Below are 26,765 nucleotides of genomic sequence, written 5' to 3'. Positions count from 1 at the left end.
CGTCGCACCTGCGCGTCCCCGGCGTGGGACCGGAGGCCGGCGAGCCGCCCGAGTCCGCCTCGGACCGGGCGGCTCGCCGGTCTCACACCCCGTCGAAGTCGCGTTCCGTCGCGAAGTGGTCCGCGTTCTCCGGGTGGGTGAGGAGTTGTTCCACCTCGAAGCGGCGGTGCCACTCGCCTGCCGCCCAGGCCAGGCCGCGGGCGACGCCCTCGAACGTGGTGGCGTGCACCTGGCCGTCGATGTAGCGCCAGTCCGCGTCGAGTTCGGTCCCGTTCGGACCGGAGACGATCAGCTCCTCGTGCTCGAAGTACTCCTTCGGCGCGTCCGGCATCGCGGCCAGCACGTCGGCCGGCACCTCGTGCGGCGTGCCCTCGGAGAGCACCTTGCCCGGGATCGTCTCGGACAGCAGCGGTACATCGAGCAGGTCGGCCAGCGCCTCCGCGCGGTCCGGGCGCACCGGCAACACCACGTGCGCCGCGTCGTCGGCGACCAGCGCCGCCAGGTCCGGCGCGTCGCCCACCAGCGCGTCCGCCACGTCGGCCACGGTCATCCGGCCGCCCGAAACGCCGCGCAGTTCGGTCGGCGCGGACAACCGCTCCGGTGCGACGTCGGCAAGCGCGGTGTACAGCGCCCGCAGCTGGTCGCGCGTCACGGGCCGCTCCGGGTCCGCCAGGCGCTCCAGGAGTTCGTCCGGGCCGTCCGGGTCGGCCAGCAGCGCCGGGAGCGTCGTACGCACGCCCAGGGCGGTCAGGAAGACCGGGTCCAGGCTCGCCCGCACCTCGTCGTAGAGCCCGTGCAGCAGCCGGTCCCCGTCGGCGGCGAGCAGACCCGCCGGCCGCCGGCCGTCCAGCACCGGGTGCCCGCGCAGCCACCAGGCCGTGTACGAGGGCACCCGGGCGGTGCCGCCGTCCGGGAGCAGGGCGTGCGCCGGCTCGATCACCGCGGTGCGCAGCGGCGGCGTGGCGATCACCTCCAGTGCCTCGTCCCACGCGTCGTCCGCGACCAGGTCCAGGTCGCGCACCGCGACGAAGGTCGCCAGCACCGGCGGCACGCCCTGGTCGGGCATGTGGTCGAGCACGTCGTCCAGCCAGTCGTCCTCGGCGTCCAGATCGTGGTCGCAGCCGTCGTGGTCCAGGACCACGTCGTCCTCCTGGACCAGGCCGAAGGTGCCGAGCACGCCGACCGCCTCCAGCACATCCTCGCCCCAGCGCTCGACCAGGTCCGGGTAGACGATGCCGAGCGCGTCCGGCTCGACCACCGCGGCGATCCGGCTGCCGGGCAGCATCAGTTCGCCGGCCGGGACCGCGTCGCCGTCCACGTCCGGCAGCAGCAGCGCGGACAGCCAGGGCTCGTCACCGGGGCCGATCCGGGCGGCCCGGACCAGTTCCAGGATCGCCTCGGCGATGTCGTCGCCGTCCTCGCTCTCGGCGACCGCCGCCCGCACCGCCGGGTCCGCGAGCACCGCGCGCGGGGTGGCCCGGACCGCGCCCAGCCGTTCCAGGAGCGGGTGGGTCGCCTCCGGGTGGGCCACCCGCAGCCGGAGCACGTCGAGCGCGGCCAGGTCGGGGCTGTCCGGACAGGGCAGCAGGATCCCGCGCGGCCCGCGCACGATCCGGCCGTCCGCCAGCGGCACCGGCAGGGCGCCCAGCGCGTCCCGGGCCGCCGGGTCGAACGCGTCGTACAGGGCCCGCCACCAGGCCGGGTCCCGGTCCATGCCGGCCAACTGGTCGACCACCTCGGCCAGCGGCAGCCGGCGCACCCCCAGCACCCGCAGCGCCGCACTGCGGTCCAGCCCGGCGGGCAGCAGGCCGGCCACCACCGGCGCGAGCGCGTCGACCAGGCCCGGGCTCGCGGTCTCGATCAGCACCGCGTCGCGCGGGCGCAGCAGGTCGCGGTCGCGCGCGGCGGTGCCGCGGTCGAGCAGCAGCGCGTCCGGGTCGTCCGGCTCGGCCTCGGACGCGGGCGCGGCGGCGGGCAGGAACGCGGTGTCGGCGAGCCGGCTCAGCACCCGGTGTCGCAACAGCCCGTCCAGTTCGCCCTCGGCGGTCGGTCCGGGCACCAGGCTCAGGATGCCGGTGGTCGTGGTCGGCCAGGTGCCCAGCAGCGTGGCGTAGGTCTCCGCGGCGCGCTCGATCAGGAAGTCGCGCAGCGGGCCGGGCGCGGTGTGCCGGCGGGTCGGGTCGAGCGGGAAGGAGGCGACGAGCAGCGCGGGCAGCCCGAGCGGCTCGTCCGTGGGTGTGGGGGCGTGCACCACGGCCCGTACGCTCGGCCGGTGCGGCTGGTCGGCGGCGTCCAGCGGGACCGCCCACAACACCGACCACGCGGCCCGGCGGCGCTCCTCGATGGGCCGGTCGGCGAGCAGCTCGGGCTCCAGCGCGCCGCCGTCCTCGCCGACCCGCCAGCGGGTCTCCACGCCGTTGTCGGCCACCACGAGGGCACCGCCGTCGGCCCGGCAGGTCAGCGTGCGCACGCCGTCCGGGGTCTCGATCACGATCTCGGCGATCCGGCGCAGGGTGAGCAGCAGCGCGTCGTCGATCTCGGCGAGCAGCCGGCCGGCCAGGTCCGCCGCGGCGCCGTCGCGCAGCGGCAGCACGACGCAGGTGTCGTAGTCCTCCGGCGGGGTGCCCTCGGCCGGCATCGGCAGCCGCAGCACCGGCACACCGCCGTCGCGCCGGGCCAGTTCGTCGGTCAGCCCGGCGTTGGCGTGGGCCGCGTCGGCGACCAGGTCGCGGGCCTCCTGGAGGGACCAGCGCACCCCGCCGGTGCGCGAGAGCACGCAGGGCTCGTCGGTGACCGCGAGCACCGCGGCGAAGCCGACCCCGAACCGGCCGACCGCCTCGGGCCCGTCGTCGCGCTTGGCGGAGGCCCGCAGCGTGGACAGCGCCTCGACGCCCTGCGCGTGCAGCGGGTCGCCGGTGTTCGCCGCGACCAGGACGCCGTCGCGCAGGGTCAGCCGCAGCCGGCCCGGCACGCCCGCCCGGGCCGCCGCGTCGGCGGCGTTCTGCGCGAGTTCGACCACCAGGCGGTCGCGGTAGCCGCCGAGGGCGAGTTCCTCCTCGGCGTTCGCGTCCTCCCGGAAACGCGCGGGCGACGCGGCCCACGCGTCCAGTACGGCTCGCCGAAGCGAAGCGGTGCCAAAGCGGTCCTCGATGCCCATGCCGTGCGCCGTCCCTCGTTCGCGGATGTGGCCGGAACCCTATTGCGTTTCCGGGCACACGGCTTCCCGGTGATCCCACCGTGTGGACGGCGGTGGATCAACTCACGCGAAACCCACACCAACAACTACCCCCGATTCCCTGGCGAGACCCGAGGACGCGGGAGCGGACACACGGCTGGGGAAACCCCGCCCGGCTACGGAAGGGGAGACGACGTGGCTACCTCTCGCACGCAGATCCGGTGGGGCGGCGCGGACGCCGCCTGGCACGACGACGCGGACCCGGCGATCGTCGTGCACAGTCGCAACGCCGTGATCGCGGACAAGGCGCGCCCGGCGACGGGCGCCCAGCGGCACGGCCCGCTGACGCGAACCCGAAACGACCCGAAGCCGCCACCGGATCGGTGGCGGCTTCGGCATGTCGGTCGGGTAGGGGTCGAGGACGTCGGGCGTGTCGCGCGAGGTCGCGCACACGTGCTCGGGATCGATCAGGAGTGGCCCAGTTGGTCCTCGCCGGGCTCCATGCCGTCCTCGTCCACCGGGCTCTCGACCGGGCGGATCCGCACGGTCTCGATCCGGTACTCGTCCAGGGACAGCTCGGCGGCGGGCGTCGCGGCGGGCATGACCGCCGCTTCCGAGTGGCCACCGCAGCCGTAGGCGAGCGAGACCATCCGGCCGTCGGCGGGCGAGTACTCGTTGGCGCACACTCCGAACGCCTGCCCGAGCGGGCCGCCGACCTTGACCAGGAATCCACAACTCGTGCAGTGCGCCGGGGCGGCCTGGGCCATGGGTGTGGCCCGGCCGAACTGCTCGTCCCAGCGATCTGCGGCCAGATCGCGGCCGACCGGCGACAGGACGCGCGCGCGCCCCTGCCCCAGTTCGTACGCGACCGCCTTGGGACCGAACGCGATCGGTTCGGTCAGTTCCTCCTCTGTCTCGTCCGCTCCGGTGTAACCGAATTCGAGACGGGGGTCGTCGGCGTCGGTGGGCAACAGGTCGCCCACGCCGAGGTCGCCGGGACGAAGGCGCTCGTTCCATGGCACCCAGGCAGGCGCGAGCAGCGCCTCGGGTCCCGGGACGAGGACGGTTTCGTCCACGGTCACCAGCTTGGCGCGGGGCGCGCGGGCAACGGTCACCGCCCACCGCCAGCCGTGGTAGGCGGACTCGCGGCACGCGAACAGGTGGGTGACCAGGCGATCACCATCCACCTGAACACCCAGATGCTCGCCGACGGAGTCCTGACCTGCGGCTTCCTCGGCGGCAGCGAAGGCAAGATCAACCGCCTCGGCGCAGAGGCGGTCCGGGGTTCGACTACGGGTCGCGGCACTCACGAGAGTGATTCTCTCTCACGCGTCGAAGGTCTCCACCGCCGATACCCTCAAAACGCGTCCGATTCCCGAACGGGCGCGCGGAGCGAGCCCTTCCTGGCGTGTCGCGACCGCATCAACCAAGGGAGCGAGGGCAGGATCCCGGCGTGGCAGCCTCCAAGACCACCACCGCATCACGGCGCACCATTCGTGCGCCGGGCTCGACCCGTGGGTCGTACGCCAAGAACCGGGGTCCGGCGCGTCGCGCGCTGGGCTGGTTCGGCGGACTGTTCACCGGCGGCTTCGGCAAACTACGCGGCGCGGCCCGGGCCAAGGGGGCCGGAGAAAGCGGCCTCGCCAAACTGATCGAGCTGCATCTGATCAACAACGCGGGCGACGCGCTGGTGACCATGGCCCTGGCCACGACCGTGTTCTTCTCGGTGCCCACCGGCGAGGCGCGCGACCGGGTCGCGATGTACCTGTTGATCACGCTCGCGCCGTTCGCACTGCTCGCCCCGGTGATGGGTCCGATCCTGGACCGGATGCGCCGCGGTCGCCGCTACGCGATGGCGGTGGCGATGCTGGTCCGGGTCGGGCTGTGTTGGCTGATGGCCGGCTCGGTGAACAACGGCGGGCTGGAGCTGTATCCGGCGGCCTTCGGCGTCCTGGTCTCCTCCAAGGTGTACGGGGTCAGCCGCAGCGCGGTGGTGCCCCGGCTCCAGCCGCGCTCGGTCTCGCTGGTCAAGGCGAACTCGCGGATCACCCTGTTCGGCCTGATCGGCACGATGGGCGCGGCACCGGTCGCGGGTGGTCTGAAGTACGCGTTCGGCACGCCCGGGATCCTGTACGGCGCGTGTGTCGTGTTCACCTTGGGCGCGATCCTGGCCCTCACGCTGCCCGCCAAGGTCGACTCGGCCGAGGGCGAGGACCTGGCCTCCTTCACCGCCGAGGCGCCCGGCGTCGAACACAAGCGCAAGGTGTCGCTGACCAAGCTGCGGCCCGGCCGGGACGGGGACACGACCGAGACACTGCCCGAGCCGAGGGCCGAGGAGACGGTCGCGGGCAGGGCCGGCGTGCCCGAGCCCGGTCGCAGGCCGCCCCGAGTCAAGACCTCGCGGCGGCTGCGCAGCGTGGGCCCGTCCGTGGTCCAGGCACTGTGGGCGAACGCGGCGATGCGCGGCTTCTCCGGCTTCCTGATCATGTTCCTCGGCTTCCTGATGCGACAACACCCGGTGGCCGACCTGTCCGCGACCCAGGCCACCATCGCGGTGGTGGTCGCCGCCGCGGTCGGCAACGCGGTCGGCACCGGGCTCGGGGCCTGGCTCAAGTCCCGTGCGCCGGAGGCGATCATCGTCGGCGTGCTGCTGGTGTCCGCGTCCTGCGCGGCCTGGGCGGCGGTGATGTACAGCCTGGTCACCGTGCTCGCGGTGGCCGCGGTCGCCGGTCTCGCCCAGGCGCTGGGCAAGTTGTCCCTGGACGCGATGATCCAGCGGGACATCCCCGAGGAGGTGCGCACCTCCGCGTTCGCCCGCACCGAGACCGCACTCCAGGTGGCATGGGTGATCGGCGGCGGCATCGGCATCGCCCTGCCGCTGAACGGCACGCTGGGGATGAGCGTGGCGGCCGGCGTGCTCACGCTGGCGCTGGTGGTCGTCGGTCGCAAGCTGACGACTCGCCGAGCGCGTCGCAAGCGGTCCCCCGGCATCCGGCTGCGGGCCGCCCGGTAATCTTCCGATCATGAAGACTCGCCGCCCTGCCGCGCTCGCCGGCGCCGCCGTCCTGGGCGCGCTCGCCCTGACGGGTTGCAACATCGACAAGCCCACCCCCTTGGTGACCCTGGTCACCGGGAGTACGTCGGTCCACTCCGAGGCCGAGTGCTACAAGGACGACGGCGCGATCGACGACGCGAAGGTGTCGGACTGCCTGAACAAGACGAAGCTCAAGACCATCTCGGTCGACGAGGGCGGCAGCTTCTCGGTCGGCGTGGACAAGAAGATCGCCGACGCCGGTTGGCTGCTCCTGTTCGACGGCAAGCCGCAGACCCAGTCCATGATCAAGACCACGTACTACTCCGACATTCGGCTGAAGTACGGGGCGGGGCAGAAGGACGACGAGCCGATCCTGGTCCAGGTCGTGCAGCCGACCGGCGAGCAGGGCTACCGGGGCATCTGGGCGTTCAAGGTCAAGAAGAAGTAGCTCTTGCCCATCCTGGTGATCACCGCCGTGGCCGCCGAACGCGATGCCGTGCTCGGCGGTGCGCGTTCGTGGCGGACTCCCGGCCCGGACGTGCTCGCGGTCGGCGCGGGGCCGGCCGCGGCCGCCGCCGGAACCGCTGCGGCGCTCGCCCGGAGTGCCTACGATTTGGTGATCAACGCCGGTATCGGCGGCGGCTTTCCGGGCTCGGCGCCGGTCGGCTCGACGGTGCTGGCCACCCGCGTGGTGGCCGCCGACCTGGGTGCGCAGACCGCCGACGGGTTCGTGCCGATCGAGGAACTGGGCTTCGGGACGAGCGCGTTCGACGCCGACCCGCAACTGGTCGCCCGGGTGGGTGACGCCCTGCGGGCGGCGGGCCTTGCACTCGCCACCGGTCCGGCGCTCACCGTCTCCACCGTGACCGGCACCGCCGCGCGCGCCGCCGAGTTGGCCGGGTGGCACCCGGGTGCCGCGGTCGAGGGCATGGAGGGCTTCGGAGTGGCCACCGCCGCCGCCGCGTTCGGCGTGCCGATGCTCGAACTGCGCACCATCTCCAACGCCGTGGGCCCGCGCGACCGCGCGGCGTGGCGCATCCCCGACGCGCTGCGAGCACTCGCCTCGGCCTTCGCCGCGCTCGAAGGGAGCCCGACCCGATGACCCTGTCGCTGGCCTACTCGCCGTGCCCGAACGACACGTTCGTCTTCCACGCGTGGACGCACGGCCTGCTCGCGGACGCGCCGCCCGTACAGGTGCGCTACGCCGACATCGACATCACCAACGGCCTGGCCGAGCGCGGCGAACTGGACCTGCTGAAGGTCTCCTACGCGGCGCTGCCGTGGGTTCTGGACGAGTACGCGCTGCTGCCCTGCGGCGGCGCGCTCGGCCGCGGCTGCGGCCCGCTCGTGCTGAGCCTGGGCGCGAGCACGCCCGCGGCGCTGGCCGGCAAGGTGGTCGCGGTGCCCGGCGAACGCTCCACCGCCTACCTGCTGTTCCGGCTGTGGGCGGCGCGCAACGTGCCCGGCGGCGTGGGCGAGATCCGGGTGTTGCCGTTCGACGAGATCATGCCCGCGGTGCGCGACGGCGTCGTGGACGCGGGCCTGGTGATCCACGAGGCCCGCTTCACCTACCAGCGCTACGGACTGACCTGCCTGGCCGACATGGGCGACTGGTGGGAGTCGGACACCGGCCTGCCGATCCCGCTCGGCGCGATCATCGCCAAACGATCGCTGGACCTGCCCGCCCTGGCCGCGGCGGCACGCGCGTCCGTCGAGCACGCCTGGGCGAACCCGGCCGCGTCGCGCGCCTACGTCCTCGAACACGCCCAGGAGATGGACCCGGCCGTCGCCGACCGGCACATCGCCCTGTACGTCAACGAGTTCACCCGCGACCTGGGCGAGGCAGGCCACGCGGCAGTGACCCACCTGCTCACCCGAGCCGCCACCGAGGGCCTGGTCCCGCCAATCCCCCCCGGCGCCCTGCAACTCCCCTAGCGCCGGACGGGTGAAGCACCAACATCGGAAGACCACCAAGGTCCACCGAAATCAGCCCGTCCGGCGCTTGAGAACAAACTCAGCCGTCCGGCGCCTGAGGACAAACTCAGCCCGTCCGGTACTTGAGGACAAACTCAGCCCGTCCGGCGCTTGAGGACAAAATCAGCCCGTCCGGCGTTTGAGGACACCGCGCAGGCCGCCAGGCCAAGCGCACCGACGCCACGCGAACGAGTGCGTCACGTGTCCAGTTCGTCGGCGACCGCGCGCAGGAGCTCGGCGACCTTCGTGGTCGCGCGCTTGTCGGGGTAGCGGCCGCGTTCGAGCGTCTTGTCGACGCCTTCGAGGACCTTGAGCAGGTCCTGGATGATCGAACTCATCTCGTCGGGCTTCTTGCGGCTCGCGGCGACGACGGAGGGACGCGGGTCCATGACCCGGAGCGAGAGGGCCTGTTCGCCCCGTCGCCCCTCGACGATGCCGAACTCGACCCGGGTGCCCGGCTTGAGCGTGTCCAGGCCCTGCGGCAGTGCCGACGCGTGTACGAACACGTCGCCTCCGTCGTCCCGGGACAAAAACCCGAAGCCCTTCTCGGTGTCGAACCACTTGACCTTGCCGGTGGGCACGGGAGACCTCGATCGTGTCGGGACGGCTTCGTCGGGACTTTTACGAGCATTTACCAGGCTGGGCGGGGCGCACACATCGAATCCGAACAGGAACGCGTAGTGACCCCGTTCACTCGTCCAGGCTAATGGTCGCGTTCTCGGCCGGACATGGGGATCCCGCCCCGGGCGCATCGGGGCCGGATCGGGGCATCTACCCTGGGCGTGTGTACAACGCATCCGCAGGCCCCGGCGATCGGCTCGTCCGCATCGGCGCGGTGCTCTTCGCCCTCGGAACCATCGCCACACTCGCCACCGTCACACCGCTGCTGATCGGCGCCGACGCGCTGCCGACGGCGGTCTATCTGGTCAGTGCGCTGATGCCGGTCGGCTTCGCGGTGGCCGCCGCCGGCCTGGTCAAATCGGCCCGCAGCAGGCGTCGCCCGGTGCCGAAGACCATCTGACGCCGCGTCCGCTCCCACGCCGAGCACCACGACGCGGGATCGAGGACAGGCCCCAGCCCTAGCGGTACGGCTCCGGGTCGGCCAGGAGTTCGTTCATCGCGCCCTCGCGGTAGCCGAGCGGGTCCACCTCGACGCTTTCGAAGCCGGCCTCGCGGACCGCCGCCAGGGCCGCCGCGTGGCCGTCCACCGCGGCGCTGAGCGCGGCGTCCACCTCGATGCGCGCGGACTGCCCCAGGTCGCGCACGCGCAGGTTGCGGACCGGGATCCCGTCCCGGGCCAGGACCGCACGCAACGCGGTCTCGGCCCGCTCCACCCGGGCCAGTCGGGCCGGCGTGATCGCCACCCCGAAGGCGACCCGGCTGGACAGGCACGCCGCGGCCGGCTTGTCCCAGGTCGGCAGCCCCCAGGTTCGGCTGATCGCCCGCACCTGAGCCTTGGTCAGACCCGCGTCCAACAGCGGGGTGACCGCCCCCGCCTCGGCCGCCGCGGCGATCCCCGGCCGAAAGCCCACCCGTGCGTCGTCCGCGTTGGTGCCGGTGGCCAGATGGGTCATCCCCGCCGCGCGCGCCACCGGCCCGAGCACGGCCATCAACTCCGTCTTGCAGAACCGGCACCGATCGCCGTTGTTCGCGCGATACCCCTCGCGAGCCATCTCGTCGCTGGGCACCAGTTCGTGACGCACGCCCAGGTCCGCCGCGAAGGCCCGCGCGGCGTCGCGTTCGGCGGCCGGCAGGCTCGGCGACTCGGTGGTCAGCGCGAGCACGTCGGCCGCACCCAGCGTGCGTACCGCCGCGGCCAGCAGGAAGGCCGAGTCCGCACCGCCGGAGAAGGCGACCGCGACGCTGCCCAGGCCGCGCAGCCGCTCGCGCAGGTCCGCCAGCCGCAGATCGGCGACGTGCGCGTCCAACCACGCGGGAAATTCGGTCAGATCGGCGAGTACGACGTCGGCGCCGGCCGCGCGCAGGTCCTCGGCCGAGATCGGACCGGTGGCCACCCCGACCGCGATCGCGCCCGCCGCGCGGGCCCCGATCAGGTCGCCGAGATGGTCGCCGACATACACGCTCGCCCCCGCCGCGCGCAGCGCCGCGCCCTTCTGCTCGCCCCACAGGTCGCCGACCAGGTGGTCCACGGCCAGGTCCAGATGGTCCAGGTGCAGGCGCGCGTTGGGCTCGTGCTTGCCGGTCACCACCATCGTGCGCCCACCGTGTCGATGCACCGCGGCGAGCGCCTCGCGGGCACCGGGCAGCACGTCCGTGCCGAGCACGGCATGCTCCGGATACAGCTCGCGATAGCGCGCCGCCACGGCGGTGATGTCGGTGGCCGGGAACCAGTTCGCGACCTCGGTCTCCAGCGGCGGCCCCAGTCGGGAGACGACCAGGGCGATGTCGATCGGGACGCCGGTCTCCTCGGCGAGCACGGCCCAGGCCGCCCCGATGCCGGGACGGGAATCGACAAGCGTCATATCCAGGTCGAAACCAACCATGAGGGCATTCACCCGTTCAGCCTACGACGCGGTGCGTTGCGGGCCGATGTCCGCATGCGGGCAATGCCGTGAACTGCGAACTCCTTGATCCTTTCGGCGTATTCGTGTCAAGGGCGCATCGGAAGCAGATCTCCCCGTCGAGAAACCCACGGCCCCGCGCGATGTCGATCCGGACCGGATCCGGACCGGACGGCTCCGCCGGCCCACCAACCGGGCGGACCGGACCGCCCCCGACCCACCGGGTCGGTCGCGCGGTCGACCCCCGAGGGGCGGTCATCCGCGAGAGGTACCGCAACGGGCGCCCTGGTGCTGACGCGCCCGTTATGTCGGTCCGCATAGCGTCGAGGACATGAGCACGATGACGCATCTCCCCGCCCCCCGATCGCTGCGGATGCCGACGCTGCGCGGCTCCTCCTCCGCCGCCGGGGTCCCCGCCGGGACCGCCCCCGGGATCCCCTTCACCGACCTGGTCCGCGCCCGGCTGCGCCGGCCCGCGCACATCACCGCGACGGTCGCGCGCGGCACATGGGTGTTCACCAGTACGGCCGTTCGGGTCACCCTGCTCGGTCGGCACGCCGTGCCGTGACCCCGCATGGTCCGGCCGCGCGCGGGCAGACGCCCGCCCAGGCAGCCGAACCGACAGTCGGGAGTGGACACGGTGGATGCGCTCGGCACCGGGGACGCGCGGCGCACGGCTGCCGCCGACCCCACGGAGCACCCCCGGCCCACCCGCTCGCGCGGTGCCCGCGTGTTGCGCGCCGTCGCGATCGGGCTCGGGGTACTGGCCCTGGTCGCCTTCGCCCTGGTGCTGGCCCGGGTGACGTTCACCCCACAGCCCGATTCGCAGGACCTGGTCACCGACAACACCGACCCGGGCGACTCGATCCGGTCCTACCTGGACCGCCCCGAAGTCCGGGACGCGGTCCGGCAGATCGGCGGCAACCTGGTGTTGTGCACACCGCTGGGCGTGTTGCTCCCGGTGGTCTCCGCCCGGCTGCGCGGCCCGCTCCGGATCCTGCTCACCGTCGGCGTGCTGATGCTCGTGGTCGAGGCCGTGCAGGGCCTGTTCGTCGTCGGCCGCGCGTTCGACATCGACGACGTGATCCTGAACGCGACCGGCGCGTTCCTGGCCTACATATTCCTCGGCCGACACCTGGCCGCCCGGGTCCACCCCCGCCGCACCCCGTGGTGGCGGCGGGAGCGGACCACGAAGACGGTCGAGCAGCGCCCGACCGAGTGACCGAACGCCCCGGTTCCGGGCTACCTCTGCTTGTCCAGGTCGTCGGAGTCGACGATCCGGTACGCGTATCCCTGCTCCGCGAGGAACCGTTGCCGATGTGCGGCGAAGTCCTGGTCGATGGTGTCGCGGGCGACCACCGAGTAGAAGCGCGCGCCCCGGCCGTCGGCCTTGGGCCGAAGCACCCGCCCGAGCCGCTGGGCCTCCTCCTGTCGCGAGCCGAACGAGCCGGACACCTGGATGGCCACCGTCGCGTCCGGCAGGTCGATCGAGAAGTTCGCCACCTTGCTGACCACGAGCGCCTGCACCGCGCCGGTACGGAACGCGTCGAACAGCCGCTCGCGCTCCTTGTTGGTGGTCTCGCCCTTGATCACCGGCGCGTTCAACACCTCGCCCAACTCGTCGAGTTGGTCGATGTACTGCCCGATGATCAGGGTCTGTTCGCCGCGGTGCTGCTCGACCAGCTCCTTGACCACGCGGGTCTTGCTCGCGGTGGTCGCGCAGAAGCGGTACCGCTCCTCGGGTTCGGCGGTCGCGTAGGCCAGCCGCTCGGTCTCGGTCAAGGTCACCCGCACCTCGACGCAGTCGGCCGGCGCGATGTATCCCTGGTTCTCGATCTCCTTCCACGGCGCGTCGTAGCGCTTGGGACCGATCAGCGAGAACACGTCCCCTTCGCGGCCGTCCTCGCGCACCAGCGTCGCGGTCAGGCCGAGCCGGCGCCTGGCCTGCAGGTCGGCGGTGAACCGGAAGATGGGGGCGGGCAGCAGGTGAACCTCGTCGTACACGATCAGGCCCCAGTCCCGGGAGTCGAACAGCTCCAGGTGCGGGTAGACGCCCTTCCGGCGCGTGGTCACCACCTGATAGGTGGCGATGGTGACCGGCCGGATCTCCTTGCGGGTACCGCTGTACTCGCCGATCTCGTCCTCGGTCAGGGAGGTGCGCTTGACCAGTTCGGACTTCCACTGCCGGGCCGAGACCGTGTTCGTGACCAGGATCAGCGTGGTCGCCTTCGCGGTGGCCATCGCCGCCGCGCCGACCAGCGTCTTGCCCGCGCCGCACGGGAGCACGACCACGCCCGAGCCGCCGTGCCAGAAGCCCTCGACCGCCTCCTGCTGGTACGGCCGCAGTCCCCAGCCGTCCTCGGCCAGCTCGATCGGGTGCGCCTCGCCGTCCACGTAGCCCGCGAAGTCCTCCGCGGGCCAGCCGAGCTTGAGCAGCACCTGCTTGATCTGGCCGCGCTCGGAGGGGTGCACCACCACGGTGTCCGGGTCCACCCGCGCGCCCACCAGCGGAATCATCTTCTTGCTGCGCAGCACCTCCTCCAACACCGCACGGTCGGTGCTGGTCAGCACCAGGCCGTGGGTGGGGTGCTTGGACAGCTGGAGCCGGCCGTAGCGGCCCATCGTCTCGGCGACGTCCACGAGCAGCGCGTTGGGCACCGGGTAGCGCGAGTAGCGCAGCAGTACGTCCACGACCTGCTCGGCGTCGTGGCCCGCGGCACGCGCGTTCCACAGGCCCAGCGGGGTCAGCCGGTAGGTGTGCACGTGCTCCGGGGCGCGTTCGAGCTCGGCGAACGGAGCGATCGCCCGACGGCAGTCGGCGGAGGTCTCGTGCCCCACCTCGAGGAGCAGGGTTTTGTCGGACTGGACGATCAGCGGGCCATCGGGCACGGGCCAACCTTTCCGCATGGTGGAGGGGACGGGACCAACAAGTCTCAACCATCCGCGCGGCGGCCGTGTTCCGAAAACCGTTTGTCATCGGCGGGAGCAGGCTTCAGGGGCAGTACTGCCCAGGGAGGAGCGCCAGACCCATCCTTACGGAGGAACACACAAACCGGCCCGTCTACCTACCCTGGATACTTGATGGCGCAACAAACGTCGTCGGCCTCCGACGATCGGGTTCCCCGTCCCGATCGCACCGCCGCCGAGACCCCCGAGCACGCCGGCGAACCGACTGGTCCCGCCGTGTCCACACGCGCCCTGACCCGGGACTACGGCGGTGGCACCGGGATCTTCGGCATCGACCTGACGGTGCCGCGCGGCTGCGTATACGGCCTGGTGGGACCGAACGGCGCGGGCAAGACCACGCTGTTGTCGATCATGGGCGGCACCCGCCGGGCGGATTCCGGCGAGGTGCTCTTCGGGGTCGAACGGCGTCGCGTCGCGGTGTCCACGGATGTGCCCGAATTCGAACCGTGGCTGACCGCGTCCGAGGTGGTCGAACTGGCCGGAAACCTCGTCGACGGACGGCTGCCCCGGGAGAAGATCAAGGTCGCGCTGCACCGCACCGGACTGTCCGGGTGCGCCGATCGCAAGGCCGGCTCGCTCTCCCGCGGCATGACGCTGCGCCTGGGCCTGGCCGCCGCCTTGGTGGCCGACCCCGAACTGCTCATCCTGGACGAACCCACCTCCGCGCTGGACCCGCGTGGTCGGGCCGACGTGCTCGACCTGGTGGCGAGCCTGCGCGAACACACCACGGTGGTCTTCTCCAGCCACATCCTGGCCGACGTACAGCGGGTCTGCGATCAGGTGGGCGTGATGCGCGCGGGCCGGCTGCTCTACCAGGGGTCGACCGCCGAATTGGTGGACACGCACATGCGGCCGAGCTGGCTGGTGCGGGTGCGCGGCGGCGGCACCGATCTGTTGCGCGCGTTCGCGGCGGAGAACTGGGTCGCGCGCGTATCGTCGCTGCGACCCGGCCTGTTCCGGGTCGAGGCCCGGTCGCTGGAGGCCGGCGAGCGGCACCTCGCCGAGGTGCTCAGCCGCAGCTCGGCCCGGGTGGTCTCGGTCGCGCCGGAGGAGTCGGACCTGGAGGCGGCATTCCTGTCCATCACCGGCGGTCCGCGATGACGCGATCCGGCGCGGTGCAGGCGCCCGCATCGACCCAACCGGCCGTGCCCGCGGTGGTGGCCGGCGTCGATCGGGTCCCGCGCGGGCCGCGTCGGCTGGGCCTGTGGCGCCTGGAGTGGCTGCGGCTGGTGCGTACCCGGCGGTGGCTGCTGCTCTTGGTGGCCTATCCGGGCGTGGGCCTGATCGGCCCGGTGTTCGCCAGGCACCGCGACCGGATCGTCGAGGCGCTGCACATCGACGCGGTGGCACCGACGGGCGGGTTGCGGGCGGACAGCGGGATGGCGGTGTACACCTACGCCGCCGGCCAGATCGGCGTCCTGGTCGGGCTCGCGCTGATGGCGAGTGCGCTGGCGGTCGACCATCGGCCCGGCCTGGCCGCGTTCCACCGCACCCGGATGCGCAGGCCGCGCGACCTCGTGTTGCCCCGGTACACGGTGACCACGGCGGCGGTCTCGCTGGCCTATCTGCTGGGCAGCCTGATCGCCTGGGCCCAGGTGCACTGGATGTTCGGCCCGCTGCCGGCCAGAGCCGTCTTCTACGGGTCGTTCTACGGGATCGTGGGCGTGGTGCTCGAACTCAGCGTGGTCGCCGCGATGGCCGCGTTCCTGCGCCGACCGGTGGCGATCTTCGGCGCGACTTTGGTCAGCTTCGTGCTGATGCCGCTCGCGGCGCTGTGGCGGCCGGTGCAGACCTGGCTGCCGTCCCAGTTGTTCAACTCCCAGGTCGACCTGCTGCGCGGGCACGACCCCGGGGAGTACGGCGACAACCTCGCACTGTCCCTGGTCCTGTCCGCCCTGTGCGTATGGCTCGCGGTGTGGCGGATCGGGCGTCGGGAGATGTAGAGGGGGCGCCGACGCGCCCGGGGTGGGGCCGGGCCGTGTCCGGCCTAGTTCGTTTCGGCGACGCCGGTGATGCGGTGCAGTGGGTAGGTGTGGATCTCGCCGGTGCCCTGTTCGTGGGCGGTGACGTAGCCGCCCTCCAGGCGCAGCGGGATCACGATGTGCTGGGTGGCCCGGCCCTCGCGGGTGACGTGTCCGATCCACACCGCCCGCCGGTCGGCGTGCGCGGCCTGGAGCGCGAGCAGCGTCTCGGCGGCCGAGGTGCGCGGCAGTTCGACCGGCTCGCCGTCGCGTTCCGCGCCGTCGTCGACCCGGCCGGTGGCGGCCGCGTCGCCCGCGCGGATCGCGGTGACGGCCGCGCCGAGCAGCGCCTCGCTCGGCGCCGGCGGTTCGCCGGCCACCCGAGGCGGTGCCGAGCGCGGCGGGGTGCGTCTGGTGTCCGGTCGGGTCAGCACCAGGTCGCCGGTGGCGGACTCGGCGACCGGCGCGAAGCCCAGCGCGCGCAGCTTCTCCAGCACCGTGTCCGGCGCGGATTCCGCCGCCAGCACGGTAGGGGCCAGCCGGCGCAGCCGCAGTCCGGCGGCGCGGCGGTCGGCGAGCAGTTCGCCCAGCAGCGCGTCGTCGTCGCAACGCAGGAAGGCCGCCGCGGTGCCGACCCGGATCCGGCCGTGTCGGCGGGCGACGTCGTCCACGAGATAGCCGAGCGGTTGCGGCACCGGCGTGCGCGAGTGGGTCGCGAGCAGGTGGTGCAGGTCGGCCGCGGTGCGGCCGGCGTCCAGTGCGCGGCGCACCGACGACTCGCTGAAGCGGTACACGGTGGCGCCGCCGGTGGACTCCACGTCGGCGGCCAAGTGCAGTTCGTGCGCGAGGTCCAGGACCAGCGGGCCCGGGGCCACGGCGGTGAGGTCGGCCTGGAGGAAGACGTGGTCCAGCGGCTCCGGGAGCAGCGGGGTCAGCGCGTCGCCCGCCTCGTAGACCCGGCCCTCGGCCAGCGTGCGGGCGTATCCGGCGAGCGCGCCCCGCCCGGTGATGCCGAGCAGTTCGGCCTCGACCAGCATCGCCCGGAACAACGCCTCGGGCAGCCGCGCGGCCCGGATCGGCTGATGCCAGGTCAGGTGCGCGAGCAGCGAGTCGGCGTCGGTGGCCGAGCCCGGCGGCAGTGCGGCCAGCGTGGCCAGGATCCGGCGGCGCACCTCGGGCGCGGCGGTGCGGTCCACCTGCAGGCCCAGTGCGCCGATCGGCCGGTCCTTGTCGTCGCGCGAGCCGACCAGCGCGGGCACCCGGGTGGTCTCCAGCCAGGTGCCGGCGAGCGCGGCCCAGCGGGTGCCCACCGGGGTGCGCCGCCAGGTGTCGTAGGCGGGGGTGGGCAACCACTGCTCGTCCGGTTCGCCGTCGCCCGCGACCAGGCCCATCGCGTAGGCCAACTCCAGCCACAGCGCGACCTCGGCCTCGGGCGCGTCCAACTGCACCGCGGCGCGCTTGAACTCGCGCATGCCCAGGCCGCCGGCCCGCAGCACGGCCGGCCCGCCCGCGCTCCACGCCTCCAGCAGGTCCTCGACCCGACGCACGGCGGTGAACGCGGAACCGGCCGCCAGGCTGTCCACAGCCTGTGGATCGTGTGCGCGCGTCGGCAGCTCGGGAGGCGCGGGCTCCAGGGTCCGGTGCACCCGGCCGCCGCGCAGGTGCAGCGCCACCTCGCGCGGCAACACCACCGCGTCCGGGCCGGCCGGCACCAGCAGCGCCCGGGCCAGCAGCCACTCCACCGGGGTCCGCGCCGCGTCGGCGCGCACCGGCCGGTCCGCGCCGCGCACGCTGCCCGTGGGCGGGCCCCAGACCAGCTTGTCCAGCACCTCGCACGCCGCCTGGGGAGCCTGTCCGAGCAGTGCGTCCAGGCGGGCCGGGTCGGTGAACAGTGCGGTGATCGCCGCGATCGCGGAGACCGCGTCGTGGGTGGAGCCCAGACCGAGATCGGCGAGCACCTCCTGGAGCCGGGACGGCGCGGTCGCGGCCGACGCGCCGGCCAGCGTCGGGCCGAGCCCGGCCGGACTCGCGCCGACCAGGTCGCGCACCGTGCGCACCACCCGCAGCGCGTCGTCCGGGCCCCACAGCAGGGCCTGCTCGCGCAAATTGGCCACGGCCCGGGCGAGCGCCTCGGGAGCCGCGCCGACCAGGGGGTGCAGCCGGGCCGCCGCGAATCCGTCGGGCAGCACCACCGCGGCGTCCACCACCTGGAGGGTGAACCGGTCCAGCCGCTCCAGGGCCCGGGCGATCGAGGCCCGCGTGGTGGCCCGGGTGGCCAGCTGGGTCAGGTCCACCGGGACCGGGGTGGTCAGGTCCGGCCGGGCCCGCAACAACGCGGCGAGGGCCGCGTCGGTGCGCCCGCGCAGATCCTCGGCGAGCGTCCGGGGGCCGGACTCGGCGGGCCGATCCGCCTCGGCACGGGTGGGCGACGCAGCTGTGGTCATCCCATCAACGTTAGACGGTCCGCCCGCCGACGATCACCGCTCCCGAGATCCCGGTGCCCTTCGGCGACCGAATATCGGCCGTCGACACCGCCTCGGGCGGTCCGTGCGATCACCATTTCGGTCAACCCCTCGCTCCGCTTCGCCCGGGCCCCTACGCTGAGTTGTCGCTTTACCGATGCAAGCGTCGTGCCGATGCGACGATCCTTCGGCGGGGGTGGGGTGGGGGCGTGAACTTCGAGAGCGATCATCTGGTTCTGCAGTACCTGGGCGAGGTCGGCGACGCCGCCCAGCGCAGACTGCGCCCCGCCGACCGGGCCCGACTGGTGGAGCGGTTGCGCAGCCAGATCAACAGCGAGCGCGAGCGGCTGAACGCACACACCCCCGGCACCGTGCAGGTCGTCCTGGATCGGCTCGGCAGCCCCGAGGCCGTGGTCGGCCACGAGTTGTACCGGCTCGGCGACCTGCGCACCGCCGGGGCCGACGACGGCGTCGGCGCGATGTCGATGCGCGGCTCGCGTTACGCCACGGTGGCGCGCCAGATGGGCTTTCGCGCGGACGCGACGCCGATTCCGGCCGTGCCGGATCCGTCCCGCCCGCAGCAGGCCGCGCCGCCGCCCCGGGTCTCCCCCGAGGCGGCCCCGGCGGCCGGTCCGCCCACGCTCGCCGAGACCGCGGCCGGCGGCGCCGCGCCCAAGCCGGTCCCGCTCGCGGATCCCGAGGAGGAGCCGCTGTGGTGGCGGACGCCGCCGGAGGGCGGGACGCCGGAGCGACCCGTCCTCGACGTGTACGGCGACGGCTCGCTGCACGCACCGGCATATCCGATCGGCGTGGTCTCGGACACGTCGGCGACCTGGGACGACGAGGAATCGCTGACCGAACCCACGCCGGCCCTGGGCATGTTCGGTCCGGGCGCGCTGCGCACGCAGGTACGCGAGGTGTTCGCGATCGCGATGATGGCGATCGGTGCGATCGTGGCGTCGACCGTGGTGGTGCTGCTCGGCTACCTGGTGGTCTTCACGGCGGGCGCGTGGTCGCTCAAGGAACGGCGGTTCGCCGCGTTCTACGTCCCCGGCGCGACCGCCCTGGCTTTCGCGATCGGCATGTGGATGCGCGCCACCGGGCACCTGGGCGCGGATCTGACCCGGGACGAGGCGTGGGACCGCTTCGGCGAGCTGCTGCCCGGGATGATCCGGATCGCCGCGATCGCCGCGTCCCTGTATCTGCTGTGGCGACTGAATCGTCGTCAGATCACCGCGTAGGCACGGGAACACCACCCGTACTCGGACTTGTCCGGGTGTGACGCACTCCGCTGCCGGGGCGCCGCATCCGCTCTTTACGATCCCATTAATTAGGTTAGCCTTACCTCCTCTGCATCGGACGGCGCCCGGACCTACCGCTAATAGGTCCGGGCGCCGCACTGTGCACACTGCCAGATGGAGGAGCCAAGGATGACGAACGGAGCGCGGCCCCGGCCCGCGAACCGCTTGATCCGCTTCGGGGCGATGGGCGCAACCGCCGCGCTGGCGCTGGCCGGCGTGAGCCTGGCCTCGCCCGCGCAGGCCGCCACGACCCCGTCCGTGAGTGTGTCGCCCGCCGTCGACGTCGACCCGGCCGGCGCCACGATCACCGTCACCGGCACGGGTTTCGACAAGGTGCGCAACTCGGGCAACGGGGTCTACGTCCTGTTCGGACCCAAGATCGACGACTACTACAGCAACGCGGGTGCCTACAGCGCCCAGGCGTGGGTCGCGGGCAGCAAGATGAGCGCCGACGGCGCCTTCACCACGACGCTCGACGTCAAGGCGAAGTACACCGACGGAAACGGCAAGGAGGTGGACTGCCTGAAGCAGGAGTGCCGGGTCGTCACCTTCGCCGCGCACGGCGCGAGCATGACCGACCGCAGCCAGGACACCTTCACACCGGTCGCGTTCAAGAACGGCACGCCGCCCGTGCAGACGCCCAGGCTCGCGGTGACCCCGGCCGCCGGCGCCGATCCGGCCGGCCAGACGTTCACCGTCACCGGCACCGGCTTCGACCCGGTCCGCGACGGCGGCAACGGCATCTACGTCGCGTTCGGCCCCAAGAACGCCGACTGGAACACCAACCCGGCGCCGTACCAGGCGACCAAGTGGGTGCGCACCAACCCGGCCGCCTCGCCGGGCCAGGCCAAGCTGAACGCCGACGGCAGCTTCACGCTGACCCTGGACGGCATGAAGGCCAAGTACAAGAACAAGGACGGCGTCGAGTTCGACTGCGCCGTGACGACGTGCCACGTGGTCACCTTCGCCGCGCACGGCTCGCCCGACCGCAGCCAGGACACCTTCCTGCCGGTCGCGTTCAAGGCCCCGACGGTCCCGCCGGGCCCCGGCACCGGCTACCAGGTGATCACCACCGACGTGCAGGGCGGCCCGCTGACACTGGGCGTCGGCGGCACCGACGTCGCGCTCCCGGGCGTCACCCTGAACGGCAAGGACGCCTTCACCGGCGGCGCGCTCAACCCGCTCACCGTCTCCGACGCGCGCGGCACCAACGCGGGCTGGACGCTGACCGGCCAGGCCAGCGACCTGACCGCGGCCGGCGGCCGGATCGTCGGCGACAACCTCGGCTGGACGCCCACCGCGAAGTCGGTCACCGGCACGCTGCCCACCGGCGGCGCCACCCCGCAGGTCACCGCGGGCGCCAAGGCCGAACCCGGCACCGGCCTGGGCCGACCGCGCACCCTGTGCTCGTCCGCCGCCGGCGCGAGCGCCGGTTCGTTCGAATGCGCGGGCGCCCTGAAACTCGGCGTCCCCGGCATCACCGTGCCCGGCACCTACACCGGCACATTGACCCTGACCCTCATCTGACCCCTCCCCCACCCACCCCATCCCCCGACCCGCCGCCGACGACCATCCCCGCCACCACCCCGTCGGGGGATCCCCCCACCGCACCACCCCACACCCTCCCCGCCCCCACCCCGAACGCCCACCCCCGGCGCCCACCCCCAGGCGCGTCAGCGCCCCCGACACGCGCCGCCCCCGGTGATCGACGCGCGAAGCGCGGAGAGCGGCGGAGCCGCAAAACCAAGACTTCGTGCCCCGGAGCGAAGCGGAGGGACACGAAGTCACGAGCGAGGGGCCACTTTTTTCTCGGAGGAGCGAAGCGGGGGAGAGAAAAAAGTGGTGCCTCGCGAGCCGGCGCCGAAGGCGCCCAACAAAGCGTGCCTCGCGAGCCGGCGCCGAAGGCGCCCAACAAAGCGTGCCTCGCGAGCCGGCGCCGAAGGCGCCCAACAAAGGAGCCACCCCCCCATGCGCACCGCCGCCCGCCTGTTGTGCGCCCTGTTCGCCACCGTCCTGCCCCTCACCGCACTCGTCGCACTCGTCGCACTCGCAGCGCCCGCCCGGGCCGCCGACGAGTTCACCTGGGGCGTGCAACCGGCGGGCGGGCGCGACCACTTCGTGTTGACCGCCGCGCCGGGACAGACCCTGGTCGACGTGGTCGGCGTGTCCAACTTCGGGGACAAGCCGCTGACGCTGCGCGTGTACGCCACCGACGCCGTGCTCGCCGCCGACGGCGGGATGACCCTGTTGACCGCCGCCGAGCAGCCGAAGGACGTCGCTGCGTGGATCGGCTTCGACGCCGAGTCGTACACGGTGGCGCCGGGCAAACGCGCGGACATCCCGTTCCGGTTGACCGTCCCGGCGGACGCGAGCCCCGGCGACCACACCGGCGCCGTCGTCGCCTCGATCAAGGCCGAGGCGACCGGCCCGGGACAACAACGATTCGACGTCGACCGGCGCGTCGGCGCCCGGATCTACCTGCGCGTGGACGGCCCCGCCGTACCGCGCCTGGCGATCGAGGAGCTGCGGCTGTCCTACGACAACCCGATCGCGATGTTCGGCGGCGCCGAGGCGGTCGTGCGCTACCGGGTGCGCAACACCGGCAACGTACGCACCACGGCGGGCGTCGAGACCACCGTCTCCGGGCCCGGCGGTTGGCGACTGGGCGGCCCCGCCCGAGCCGCCCTGCCCGAGCTGCTGCCGGGGGCGACGCACGAGGTGGTACAGCGCTTCGACGGCGTCTTCCCGGCCGGTCGACTCACCGCGAACGTCGAGGTCACCGGCAACCCGGCGACGGTGACCACGAAGTCGACGAGCGTGTGGGCGCTGCCGTGGCTGCTGCTGGGCGCGATCACGCTGCTGCTCGGCGCGCTGATCGCCTATGGCGTGGCGACGCTCCGCCGACGCCGCGCCGCTGCTGCTGCCTCCTCCGCAGCAGCAGCCGCCGCCGCGAAGGACACCGACACCGCGCCGGACGCCGCCGCCTCCCGCACCGAAGTCACCGCCGACCCGACCGGCTGAGCATCCGCCGTCGCGTCGCCGCCCCGACCCCACCAGGAGCCGACATGTACACCTCCCCCCGTGTCCGTCGCGCCGCAGGCTCGGCCGCCGCGCTCGGCCTGGCCGCCGCCGGCGTGCTGAGCGCCGCCGCGGTTGCCTCGGCCGCACCCGCCGACACCCGTGCCGAGAGCCCGGCCGGGCCCACCGCGACCGTGTCGCGCAGCACCGCGCTGGCCCCGGCCGGCGACGAGATCACCGTCGTGGGCCGCGGGTTCGCCCCCGGTGCCCGGGTCACCGTCGCGCTGTACGGCGGCGGCACCGCCGACCGGGCGGGCAGCCGCACGCTCGCCGCCGACGGGCAGGGCGTCGTCGCGACGCCGCTGCGGGTGGGCACCGGATTCGCTCCGGACGCGCCCGCGTTCGAGGTCCGGGTCGGCGTCGAGGGCGGACCGACCGCCGAGGTCGCGCTGACCTTCGCCGCGCCGGCGCCCGGCGGTGCCCCCCGATCGCTGCGCGCCGCCGCACCGGCGGCACCGGCGCAACTCGCTCAGGCCGCACCGCAGGCGGCGGCCGGCGGCGCGAGGCTGACCGTCACGCCGAGCACCGGCCTGGACCCGGCGGGCGCGTCGATCACGGTCGAGGGCTCCGGCTACGCGGCCGGCAGCGGCAACGGGATCTACGTGGTGTTCGGGCCCAAGGAGGCCGACTGGACCACCAACGCGGGCAACTACGGCGCCTCGAAGTGGCTCAAGGCGTACGGCCCGGACGGGATCAACCCGGACGGCACGTTCTCGGCCACCCTCACCGACGTCAAGGCGAGCTACAAGAACGGTGCGGGCAAGGACGTCGACTGCCTCCAGACCGAGTGTTACGTGCTCACCATGGCCGCCCACGGCTCGCCCGACCGCAGCCAGGACGCGTTCGTGAAGGTCTCCTTCAAGGGCGGCTCGGCCACGGCCGGATCCGGCACGACGGGCGGGGCCGGCACCACGACCGGCGGCGGCACCTCGGGCCCGAATGGCGCCACCACCACCGGCGGCGGCTCGACCGGCGGCACCGCCGCGGGCACGAGCGGCACGAGCGGCGGCGCGGGCAAGTCCGGCGGCGGCAGCCTGCCGCTGACCGGACCGGCCGGCCTGGTCGGCGCGGGTGTCACCGGCGTCGCCCTGATCGGCGCCGGCGCCGTGGCCGTGCTGACCACGCGCCGCCGCCGCGCCGGCCCGCCCACGGCGGCCTGAGCCCGACCGCCCGCGCCCGCCGGTCGAACCGGCGGGCGCGGGCGGGTGTCGGCAGGCGCGGGCGGCGGCCCGCAGTGCCTACTTGCCGAGCGCGTCCAACTGCTCCAGGAACCACTGCTGCGGGTTCAGCGCGACCGCGGCGGCGGCCAGCCGCTTGGTGCGCCGCAGCCGCTCGGTGGGGTCCATCGTGAGCGCCGCGTGCAGCGCCTCGGTGGTCTGCGAGACGTCGAACGGGTTGACCACGATCGAGTCCTCGCCGAGTTCCTCGCACGCTCCCGCCTCGCGCGAGAGCACCAGCGCACACCCTCCGTGCGCCTCGTCCAGGAGCGAGACGACCGGAACCTCCTTGGCGACCAGGTTCATCCCGTCCCGGATCGGGTTCACCAGCGCGACGTCGGCCAATCGGTACGCCGCGAGCGAGCGCGGGAAGTCGTCGTTGACGTGCAGGATCAGCGGCTGCCAGTCGCCGGTGCCGAACTCGTCGTCGATCTCCTTGGCCACCCGCTGCACCGCCGCGGTGTACTCGCGGTACTCCGGCAGGTCGTGCCGGGAGGGGTAGGCGAACGCGACGTGCACCACCCGACCGAGCCATTCCGGTCGGGTGCGCAGCAGCTCGCGATAGGCGAGCAGGCCCCGGACGATGTTCTTGGACAGTTCGGTGCGGTCCACCCGGACGATCACCCGGCGATCACCCACCGCCTCGCGCAGTCCGGCGAGCCGGGTGTCCACGTCGGCACGCGACGCCCGCTCGCGCAGGAACTCGCCGTCCGCGCCCAGGCCGTGCACGCCGATCTCGGTCACGTGGCCCGCATGCGTGACGGTCATCGCGTCCCGGTCCACCGTCGCGCCGAGCACGTCCGCGCAGCAGTCCAGGAAGGCGAGCGCCCAGCGCCGGGTCAAGAAGCCCGCGTGGTCGGCGCCGAGCACGCCCTCCAGGACGAACCGCGCGATGTCGTCGGGCAGCAGCCGGAAGTAGTCCGGCGGCGACCACGGGGTGTGCGAGAAGTGCCCGATCCGCAGATCCGGACGCAGCCGGCGCAGCAGCACCGGCACCAGGGTCAGGTGGTAGTCCTGCACGACCACCTTGGCGCCCTCGGCGGCCTCCTCGGCCAGCGCCTCCGCGAAGGCCTGGTTGTACGCCTCGTAGGAGGCCCACTCCTTGCGGAAGCGCGCGTCGAAGACCGGCTTGGACGGGGTGTCGTAGAGCAGGTGGTGGACGAACCACAGGGTCGAATTCGCTATGGCGTTGTACGCCCGGGCGAAGGTGCCGGGGTCGATGTCGAGCATCCGCACCGCCAGGCCGCCGGTGTCGTGACCGGCGAGATCCAGCCGGCCCGAGGGAGCGGCCCGGGTCGCGGTGCGATCGGCCTCGCCGAGCGCCGAGCAGACCCATACGGCGCCGGTTCCCTGCCCTGCTGTGGACAGTCCGGACACGAGTCCGCCGCCGCCGCGGCTCACCGAAAGCGTGCCGTCGTCCTCCAGGGAGAAGGACACGGGACCGCGATTGGACGCGACCAGGACACCGGCGGGAGGGGGAGCACTCATGCCCCGACCCTAGCCACGCATCCCGGTGCGCAAACCCGACCCGATCGCGCCCGCCGACTCGAACGGTGTGGCGAGAATCACGTATGCATGTCATTACCGGGAGTAGCGAAGGTGTGTTTTCTCTTGACTCGTCGGGCCGATCTCGCTCGGATGCGACCGGGTGACTCGGCCCGCCGACTCGATCGACGGATCGGACCCGGGCCCGGAAATCGGGCCTGCGGGCCACGGGGCAAGGGGGAATCGGGTATGCGCAGCAATCGTGGGCTCGGTGCGGGTGCGGTGGCCGCCGCGCTGGTCCTCGCGGCCGGTGCGGCACCGGCGGTCGCCGAGGGAGACGGCGCGTGCAACGACGGGGACGCGTGTCTGTACTACAACTCGAACACCAAGGGTGCGCGCTTCGATCACCGGTACAACGTGGCCAACTACGCCGGTTACACCTTCATGCGGTCCCCGGACGGCAGCAGCGGCACGGGGGTGCCGGTGAAGAACAACGCCGCGTCGGTGTGGAACAACGATCCGACGCACATCCTGCGGATCTACTACGGCAGCAACTACCAGGGTCCGGTCCAGGAGATCGGCCCGAAGTCGACGGCCAACCTCGACCCGGCGTTGAAGAACAACAACGCGTCCGGCAGTTGGACCGCGCAGTAGGGCGCCCGCGTCGCGGGTCGGCCGCGATCGCGGTGTTGTGCCTCGCATTGGCCGGGTGCACCGGAGCCGGCGACCGCGGCGACCGCCCGCCCGCGGCCGACCGCGCGTCCGGCGCCCCGCCGCCGGCGGCGACTCCGGTGAGCGGCGACGTGACCGGGCTCGACCTGCCGATCGCGGCCTACCTGCCGACCCGGGAACAGCGCGCCCGGCGGGCCTCGGCCGAGTCGGTGCTGATCCGGGACTGCCTGGCCCGGCTGGGCCTGACCTACCCGACGCCGCCCGTCGCGGACGGCGGGCCGGTGTTGAAGTCGCGCACCGAGCGCCGCTACGGCGTGGGCGACCCGGTCGAGGTGGCCACGTGGGGCTTTCGGCCGCCGGGCGCCGTCGCCGGCGGCACCGCCAAGCCGAGCGCGCCGGCGCCGAGCCGGGAGCTGGCGGTGGCGCTGTACGGCGCGGCCGGGGCGGACGGCGAGCCGCCGGCGCCGACCGAGGGCACCGATCGGCCGGGGCCGGGCTGCCTGGGCCAGGCGCGGTTCGCGTTGGGCGTGGATCCGGCGCTGGAGCGCGCGGCGCTGCCGAGTCGGCTGGACGTGGAGTCGTTCGAGCGGTCGCGGGCCGACCCTCGGGTGCTTCGGGTGCTGGCGCAGTGGTCGACCTGCATGCGCGCGAAGGGGTTCGACTACCCCGACCCGTTGGCGGCCGGCGGCGATCCGGCGTGGAACACGCCCGCGCCGAGCGCGCGCGAGATCGCCGCGGCGAGCGCGACGGTGGCCTGCAGGACGGAGCACAACGTGGCGGGCACCTGGTACGCGGTCGACGTGGCCTACCAGCGCCAGGCGATCGAACGCGAGGCGGCGGCGCTGGCACGGGTGCGGGCGAACGAGGACGAATCCGCCCGTCGGGTCGCCGCGGTCCTGGGCGGCTGAGCGGGCGCG

21 protein-coding genes and 3 pseudogenes are annotated in these 26,765 nt (G+C 73.3%); 16 read left to right on the top strand and 8 right to left on the bottom strand.

What is annotated here, in order from left to right; translation table 11 throughout:
• Positions 1–82: 82 nt before the first annotated feature.
• Positions 83–3,157, bottom strand: coding sequence for a sacsin N-terminal ATP-binding-like domain-containing protein (locus tag ACZOOI_RS17045; RefSeq protein ID WP_465276672.1), 3,075 nt, complete (start codon positions 3,155–3,157; stop codon positions 83–85).
• Positions 3,158–3,160: 3 nt separating this feature from the next.
• On the opposite strand from ACZOOI_RS17045, the pseudogene ACZOOI_RS17040 reads away from it, so the two are divergent.
• A pseudogene (locus ACZOOI_RS17040) lies at positions 3,161–3,469 on the top strand (hypothetical protein); the annotation flags it as partial.
• Positions 3,470–3,642: 173 nt separating this feature from the next.
• Here ACZOOI_RS17040 and ACZOOI_RS17035 read toward each other — a convergent pair.
• The gene (locus ACZOOI_RS17035) at positions 3,643–4,494 is read right to left on the bottom strand and encodes a DUF3027 domain-containing protein (protein ID WP_465281219.1); all 852 of its coding nucleotides are present in this window, start codon (positions 4,492–4,494) and stop codon (positions 3,643–3,645) included.
• 134 nt (positions 4,495–4,628) lie between these two features.
• On the opposite strand from ACZOOI_RS17035, the gene ACZOOI_RS17030 reads away from it, so the two are divergent.
• From ACZOOI_RS17030 to ACZOOI_RS17015, 4 genes are read left to right on the top strand one after another with little or no spacing between them, the layout of a single operon-like run.
• Positions 4,629–6,188 carry an MFS transporter gene (locus tag ACZOOI_RS17030; protein ID WP_465276671.1) on the top strand — a complete coding sequence of 520 codons (1,560 nt, stop codon included), beginning with the start codon at positions 4,629–4,631 and terminating at the stop codon, positions 6,186–6,188.
• 10 nt (positions 6,189–6,198) lie between these two features.
• On the top strand, positions 6,199–6,657 hold the full coding sequence (locus ACZOOI_RS17025; protein WP_465276670.1) for a DUF2771 domain-containing protein: 459 nt from the start codon (positions 6,199–6,201) through the stop codon (positions 6,655–6,657).
• 3 nt (positions 6,658–6,660) lie between these two features.
• Positions 6,661–7,311 (top strand): futalosine hydrolase, encoded by a 651-nt coding sequence (locus ACZOOI_RS17020; RefSeq protein WP_465276669.1) that lies wholly within the window; start codon positions 6,661–6,663, stop codon positions 7,309–7,311.
• The gene (locus ACZOOI_RS17015) at positions 7,308–8,144 is read left to right on the top strand and encodes a 1,4-dihydroxy-6-naphthoate synthase (protein WP_465276668.1); all 837 of its coding nucleotides are present in this window, start codon (positions 7,308–7,310) and stop codon (positions 8,142–8,144) included. Before ACZOOI_RS17020 ends, ACZOOI_RS17015 begins: the two co-directional genes overlap by 4 nt.
• Before the next feature lie 236 nt (positions 8,145–8,380).
• Here the strand turns inward: ACZOOI_RS17015 and ACZOOI_RS17010 are convergent, their stop codons facing one another.
• Positions 8,381–8,764, bottom strand: a complete 384-nt coding sequence (locus ACZOOI_RS17010) for a cold-shock protein (protein WP_391586603.1) — start codon at positions 8,762–8,764, stop codon at positions 8,381–8,383.
• Positions 8,765–8,967: 203 nt separating this feature from the next.
• Between ACZOOI_RS17010 and ACZOOI_RS17005 the strand changes: the two genes are divergently transcribed.
• Positions 8,968–9,204 carry a hypothetical protein gene (locus ACZOOI_RS17005; RefSeq protein ID WP_465276667.1) on the top strand — a complete coding sequence of 79 codons (237 nt, stop codon included), beginning with the start codon at positions 8,968–8,970 and terminating at the stop codon, positions 9,202–9,204.
• A gap of 58 nt (positions 9,205–9,262) precedes the next feature.
• Here the strand turns inward: ACZOOI_RS17005 and larE are convergent.
• Both larE and ACZOOI_RS16995 read right to left on the bottom strand, forming a co-directional pair.
• Positions 9,263–10,039, bottom strand: a pseudogene (gene larE / locus ACZOOI_RS17000) (ATP-dependent sacrificial sulfur transferase LarE); the annotation flags it as partial.
• Between the two features lie 60 nt (positions 10,040–10,099).
• Positions 10,100–10,687: pseudogene (locus ACZOOI_RS16995) on the bottom strand (HAD family hydrolase); the annotation flags it as partial.
• 349 nt (positions 10,688–11,036) lie between these two features.
• Here ACZOOI_RS16995 and ACZOOI_RS16990 point away from each other — a divergent pair.
• Together ACZOOI_RS16990 and ACZOOI_RS16985 are read left to right on the top strand one after the other, a co-directional pair.
• On the top strand, positions 11,037–11,273 hold the full coding sequence (locus ACZOOI_RS16990; protein WP_465276666.1) for a hypothetical protein: 237 nt from the start codon (positions 11,037–11,039) through the stop codon (positions 11,271–11,273).
• 63 nt (positions 11,274–11,336) lie between these two features.
• Positions 11,337–11,927 (top strand): VanZ family protein, encoded by a 591-nt coding sequence (locus tag ACZOOI_RS16985; RefSeq protein ID WP_465276665.1) that lies wholly within the window; start codon positions 11,337–11,339, stop codon positions 11,925–11,927.
• A 20-nt stretch (positions 11,928–11,947) separates the two neighbouring features.
• On the opposite strand, the gene ACZOOI_RS16980 is transcribed toward ACZOOI_RS16985, so the two are convergent.
• Positions 11,948–13,612: a DNA repair helicase XPB gene (locus tag ACZOOI_RS16980; RefSeq protein ID WP_465276664.1), complete on the bottom strand. Its 1,665-nt coding sequence runs from the start codon at positions 13,610–13,612 to the stop codon at positions 11,948–11,950.
• A gap of 276 nt (positions 13,613–13,888) precedes the next feature.
• Here ACZOOI_RS16980 and ACZOOI_RS16975 point away from each other — a divergent pair, with 276 nt between their 5' ends.
• Both ACZOOI_RS16975 and ACZOOI_RS16970 read left to right on the top strand, forming a co-directional pair.
• Entirely contained in the window at positions 13,889–14,773 is an 885-nt protein-coding gene (locus ACZOOI_RS16975; protein ID WP_465276663.1) for an ABC transporter ATP-binding protein, read from the top strand.
• Entirely contained in the window at positions 14,770–15,615 is an 846-nt protein-coding gene (locus tag ACZOOI_RS16970; protein WP_465276662.1) for a hypothetical protein, read from the top strand. The genes ACZOOI_RS16975 and ACZOOI_RS16970 overlap by 4 nt, the downstream gene beginning before the upstream one ends.
• Positions 15,616–15,659: 44 nt before the next feature.
• Here ACZOOI_RS16970 and ACZOOI_RS16965 read toward each other — a convergent pair whose 3' ends face one another.
• Complete coding sequence (locus ACZOOI_RS16965; protein ID WP_465276661.1) at positions 15,660–18,077, bottom strand: helicase-associated domain-containing protein; 2,418 nt, start codon at positions 18,075–18,077, stop codon at positions 15,660–15,662.
• Between the two features lie 227 nt (positions 18,078–18,304).
• On the opposite strand from ACZOOI_RS16965, the gene ACZOOI_RS16960 reads away from it, so the two are divergent.
• The 4 genes from ACZOOI_RS16960 to ACZOOI_RS16945 all read left to right on the top strand — a co-directional run bounded on the left by ACZOOI_RS16960 (position 18,305) and on the right by ACZOOI_RS16945 (position 23,634).
• A complete protein-coding gene (locus ACZOOI_RS16960) occupies positions 18,305–19,336 on the top strand; it encodes a hypothetical protein (protein WP_465276660.1) in 1,032 nt (343 codons plus the stop codon).
• A gap of 189 nt (positions 19,337–19,525) precedes the next feature.
• Positions 19,526–20,923, top strand: a complete 1,398-nt coding sequence (locus ACZOOI_RS16955; protein WP_465276659.1) for a WxL domain-containing protein — start codon at positions 19,526–19,528, stop codon at positions 20,921–20,923.
• 441 nt (positions 20,924–21,364) lie between these two features.
• Complete coding sequence (locus ACZOOI_RS16950) at positions 21,365–22,417, top strand: DUF916 domain-containing protein (RefSeq protein ID WP_465276658.1); 1,053 nt, start codon at positions 21,365–21,367, stop codon at positions 22,415–22,417.
• A 44-nt stretch (positions 22,418–22,461) separates the two neighbouring features.
• The gene (locus ACZOOI_RS16945; RefSeq protein WP_465276657.1) at positions 22,462–23,634 is read left to right on the top strand and encodes a hypothetical protein; all 1,173 of its coding nucleotides are present in this window, start codon (positions 22,462–22,464) and stop codon (positions 23,632–23,634) included.
• 78 nt (positions 23,635–23,712) lie between these two features.
• On the opposite strand, the gene ACZOOI_RS16940 is transcribed toward ACZOOI_RS16945, so the two are convergent.
• Positions 23,713–25,179, bottom strand: a complete 1,467-nt coding sequence (locus ACZOOI_RS16940) for an alpha,alpha-trehalose-phosphate synthase (UDP-forming) (RefSeq protein ID WP_465276656.1) — start codon at positions 25,177–25,179, stop codon at positions 23,713–23,715.
• A 246-nt stretch (positions 25,180–25,425) separates the two neighbouring features.
• Here ACZOOI_RS16940 and ACZOOI_RS16935 point away from each other — a divergent pair, with 246 nt between their 5' ends.
• Together ACZOOI_RS16935 and ACZOOI_RS16930 are read left to right on the top strand one after the other, a co-directional pair.
• Positions 25,426–25,830: a peptidase inhibitor family I36 protein gene (locus tag ACZOOI_RS16935; RefSeq protein ID WP_465276655.1), complete on the top strand. Its 405-nt coding sequence runs from the start codon at positions 25,426–25,428 to the stop codon at positions 25,828–25,830.
• Between the two features lie 137 nt (positions 25,831–25,967).
• A complete protein-coding gene (locus ACZOOI_RS16930; protein ID WP_465276654.1) occupies positions 25,968–26,756 on the top strand; it encodes a hypothetical protein in 789 nt (262 codons plus the stop codon).
• The last annotated feature ends 9 nt before the right edge of the window (positions 26,757–26,765 follow it).

Source organism: Embleya sp. L77 (assembly GCF_055557415.1).
The sequence above is the reverse complement of the archived record's forward strand: the minus strand, read 5'-3'. Positions and strand labels throughout refer to the sequence as shown.

What these genes read in the sequence shown, in the direction of transcription:
- ACZOOI_RS17045 (WP_465276672.1), bottom strand. Translation starts at nt 3,157, where the DNA reads ATGGGCATCGAGGACCGCTTTGGCACCGCTTCGCTTCGGCGAGCCGTA.
- ACZOOI_RS17025 (WP_465276670.1), top strand. Translation starts at nt 6,199, where the DNA reads ATGAAGACTCGCCGCCCTGCCGCGCTCGCCGGCGCCGCCGTCCTGGGC.
- ACZOOI_RS17015 (WP_465276668.1), top strand. Translation starts at nt 7,308, where the DNA reads ATGACCCTGTCGCTGGCCTACTCGCCGTGCCCGAACGACACGTTCGTC.
- ACZOOI_RS16990 (WP_465276666.1), top strand. Translation starts at nt 11,037, where the DNA reads ATGAGCACGATGACGCATCTCCCCGCCCCCCGATCGCTGCGGATGCCG.
- ACZOOI_RS16980 (WP_465276664.1), bottom strand. Translation starts at nt 13,612, where the DNA reads ATGCGGAAAGGTTGGCCCGTGCCCGATGGCCCGCTGATCGTCCAGTCC.
- ACZOOI_RS16970 (WP_465276662.1), top strand. Translation starts at nt 14,770, where the DNA reads ATGACGCGATCCGGCGCGGTGCAGGCGCCCGCATCGACCCAACCGGCC.
- ACZOOI_RS16965 (WP_465276661.1), bottom strand. Translation starts at nt 18,077, where the DNA reads ATGACCACAGCTGCGTCGCCCACCCGTGCCGAGGCGGATCGGCCCGCC.
- ACZOOI_RS16955 (WP_465276659.1), top strand. Translation starts at nt 19,526, where the DNA reads ATGACGAACGGAGCGCGGCCCCGGCCCGCGAACCGCTTGATCCGCTTC.
- ACZOOI_RS16950 (WP_465276658.1), top strand. Translation starts at nt 21,365, where the DNA reads ATGCGCACCGCCGCCCGCCTGTTGTGCGCCCTGTTCGCCACCGTCCTG.
- ACZOOI_RS16945 (WP_465276657.1), top strand. Translation starts at nt 22,462, where the DNA reads ATGTACACCTCCCCCCGTGTCCGTCGCGCCGCAGGCTCGGCCGCCGCG.
- ACZOOI_RS16940 (WP_465276656.1), bottom strand. Translation starts at nt 25,179, where the DNA reads ATGAGTGCTCCCCCTCCCGCCGGTGTCCTGGTCGCGTCCAATCGCGGT.
- ACZOOI_RS16935 (WP_465276655.1), top strand. Translation starts at nt 25,426, where the DNA reads ATGCGCAGCAATCGTGGGCTCGGTGCGGGTGCGGTGGCCGCCGCGCTG.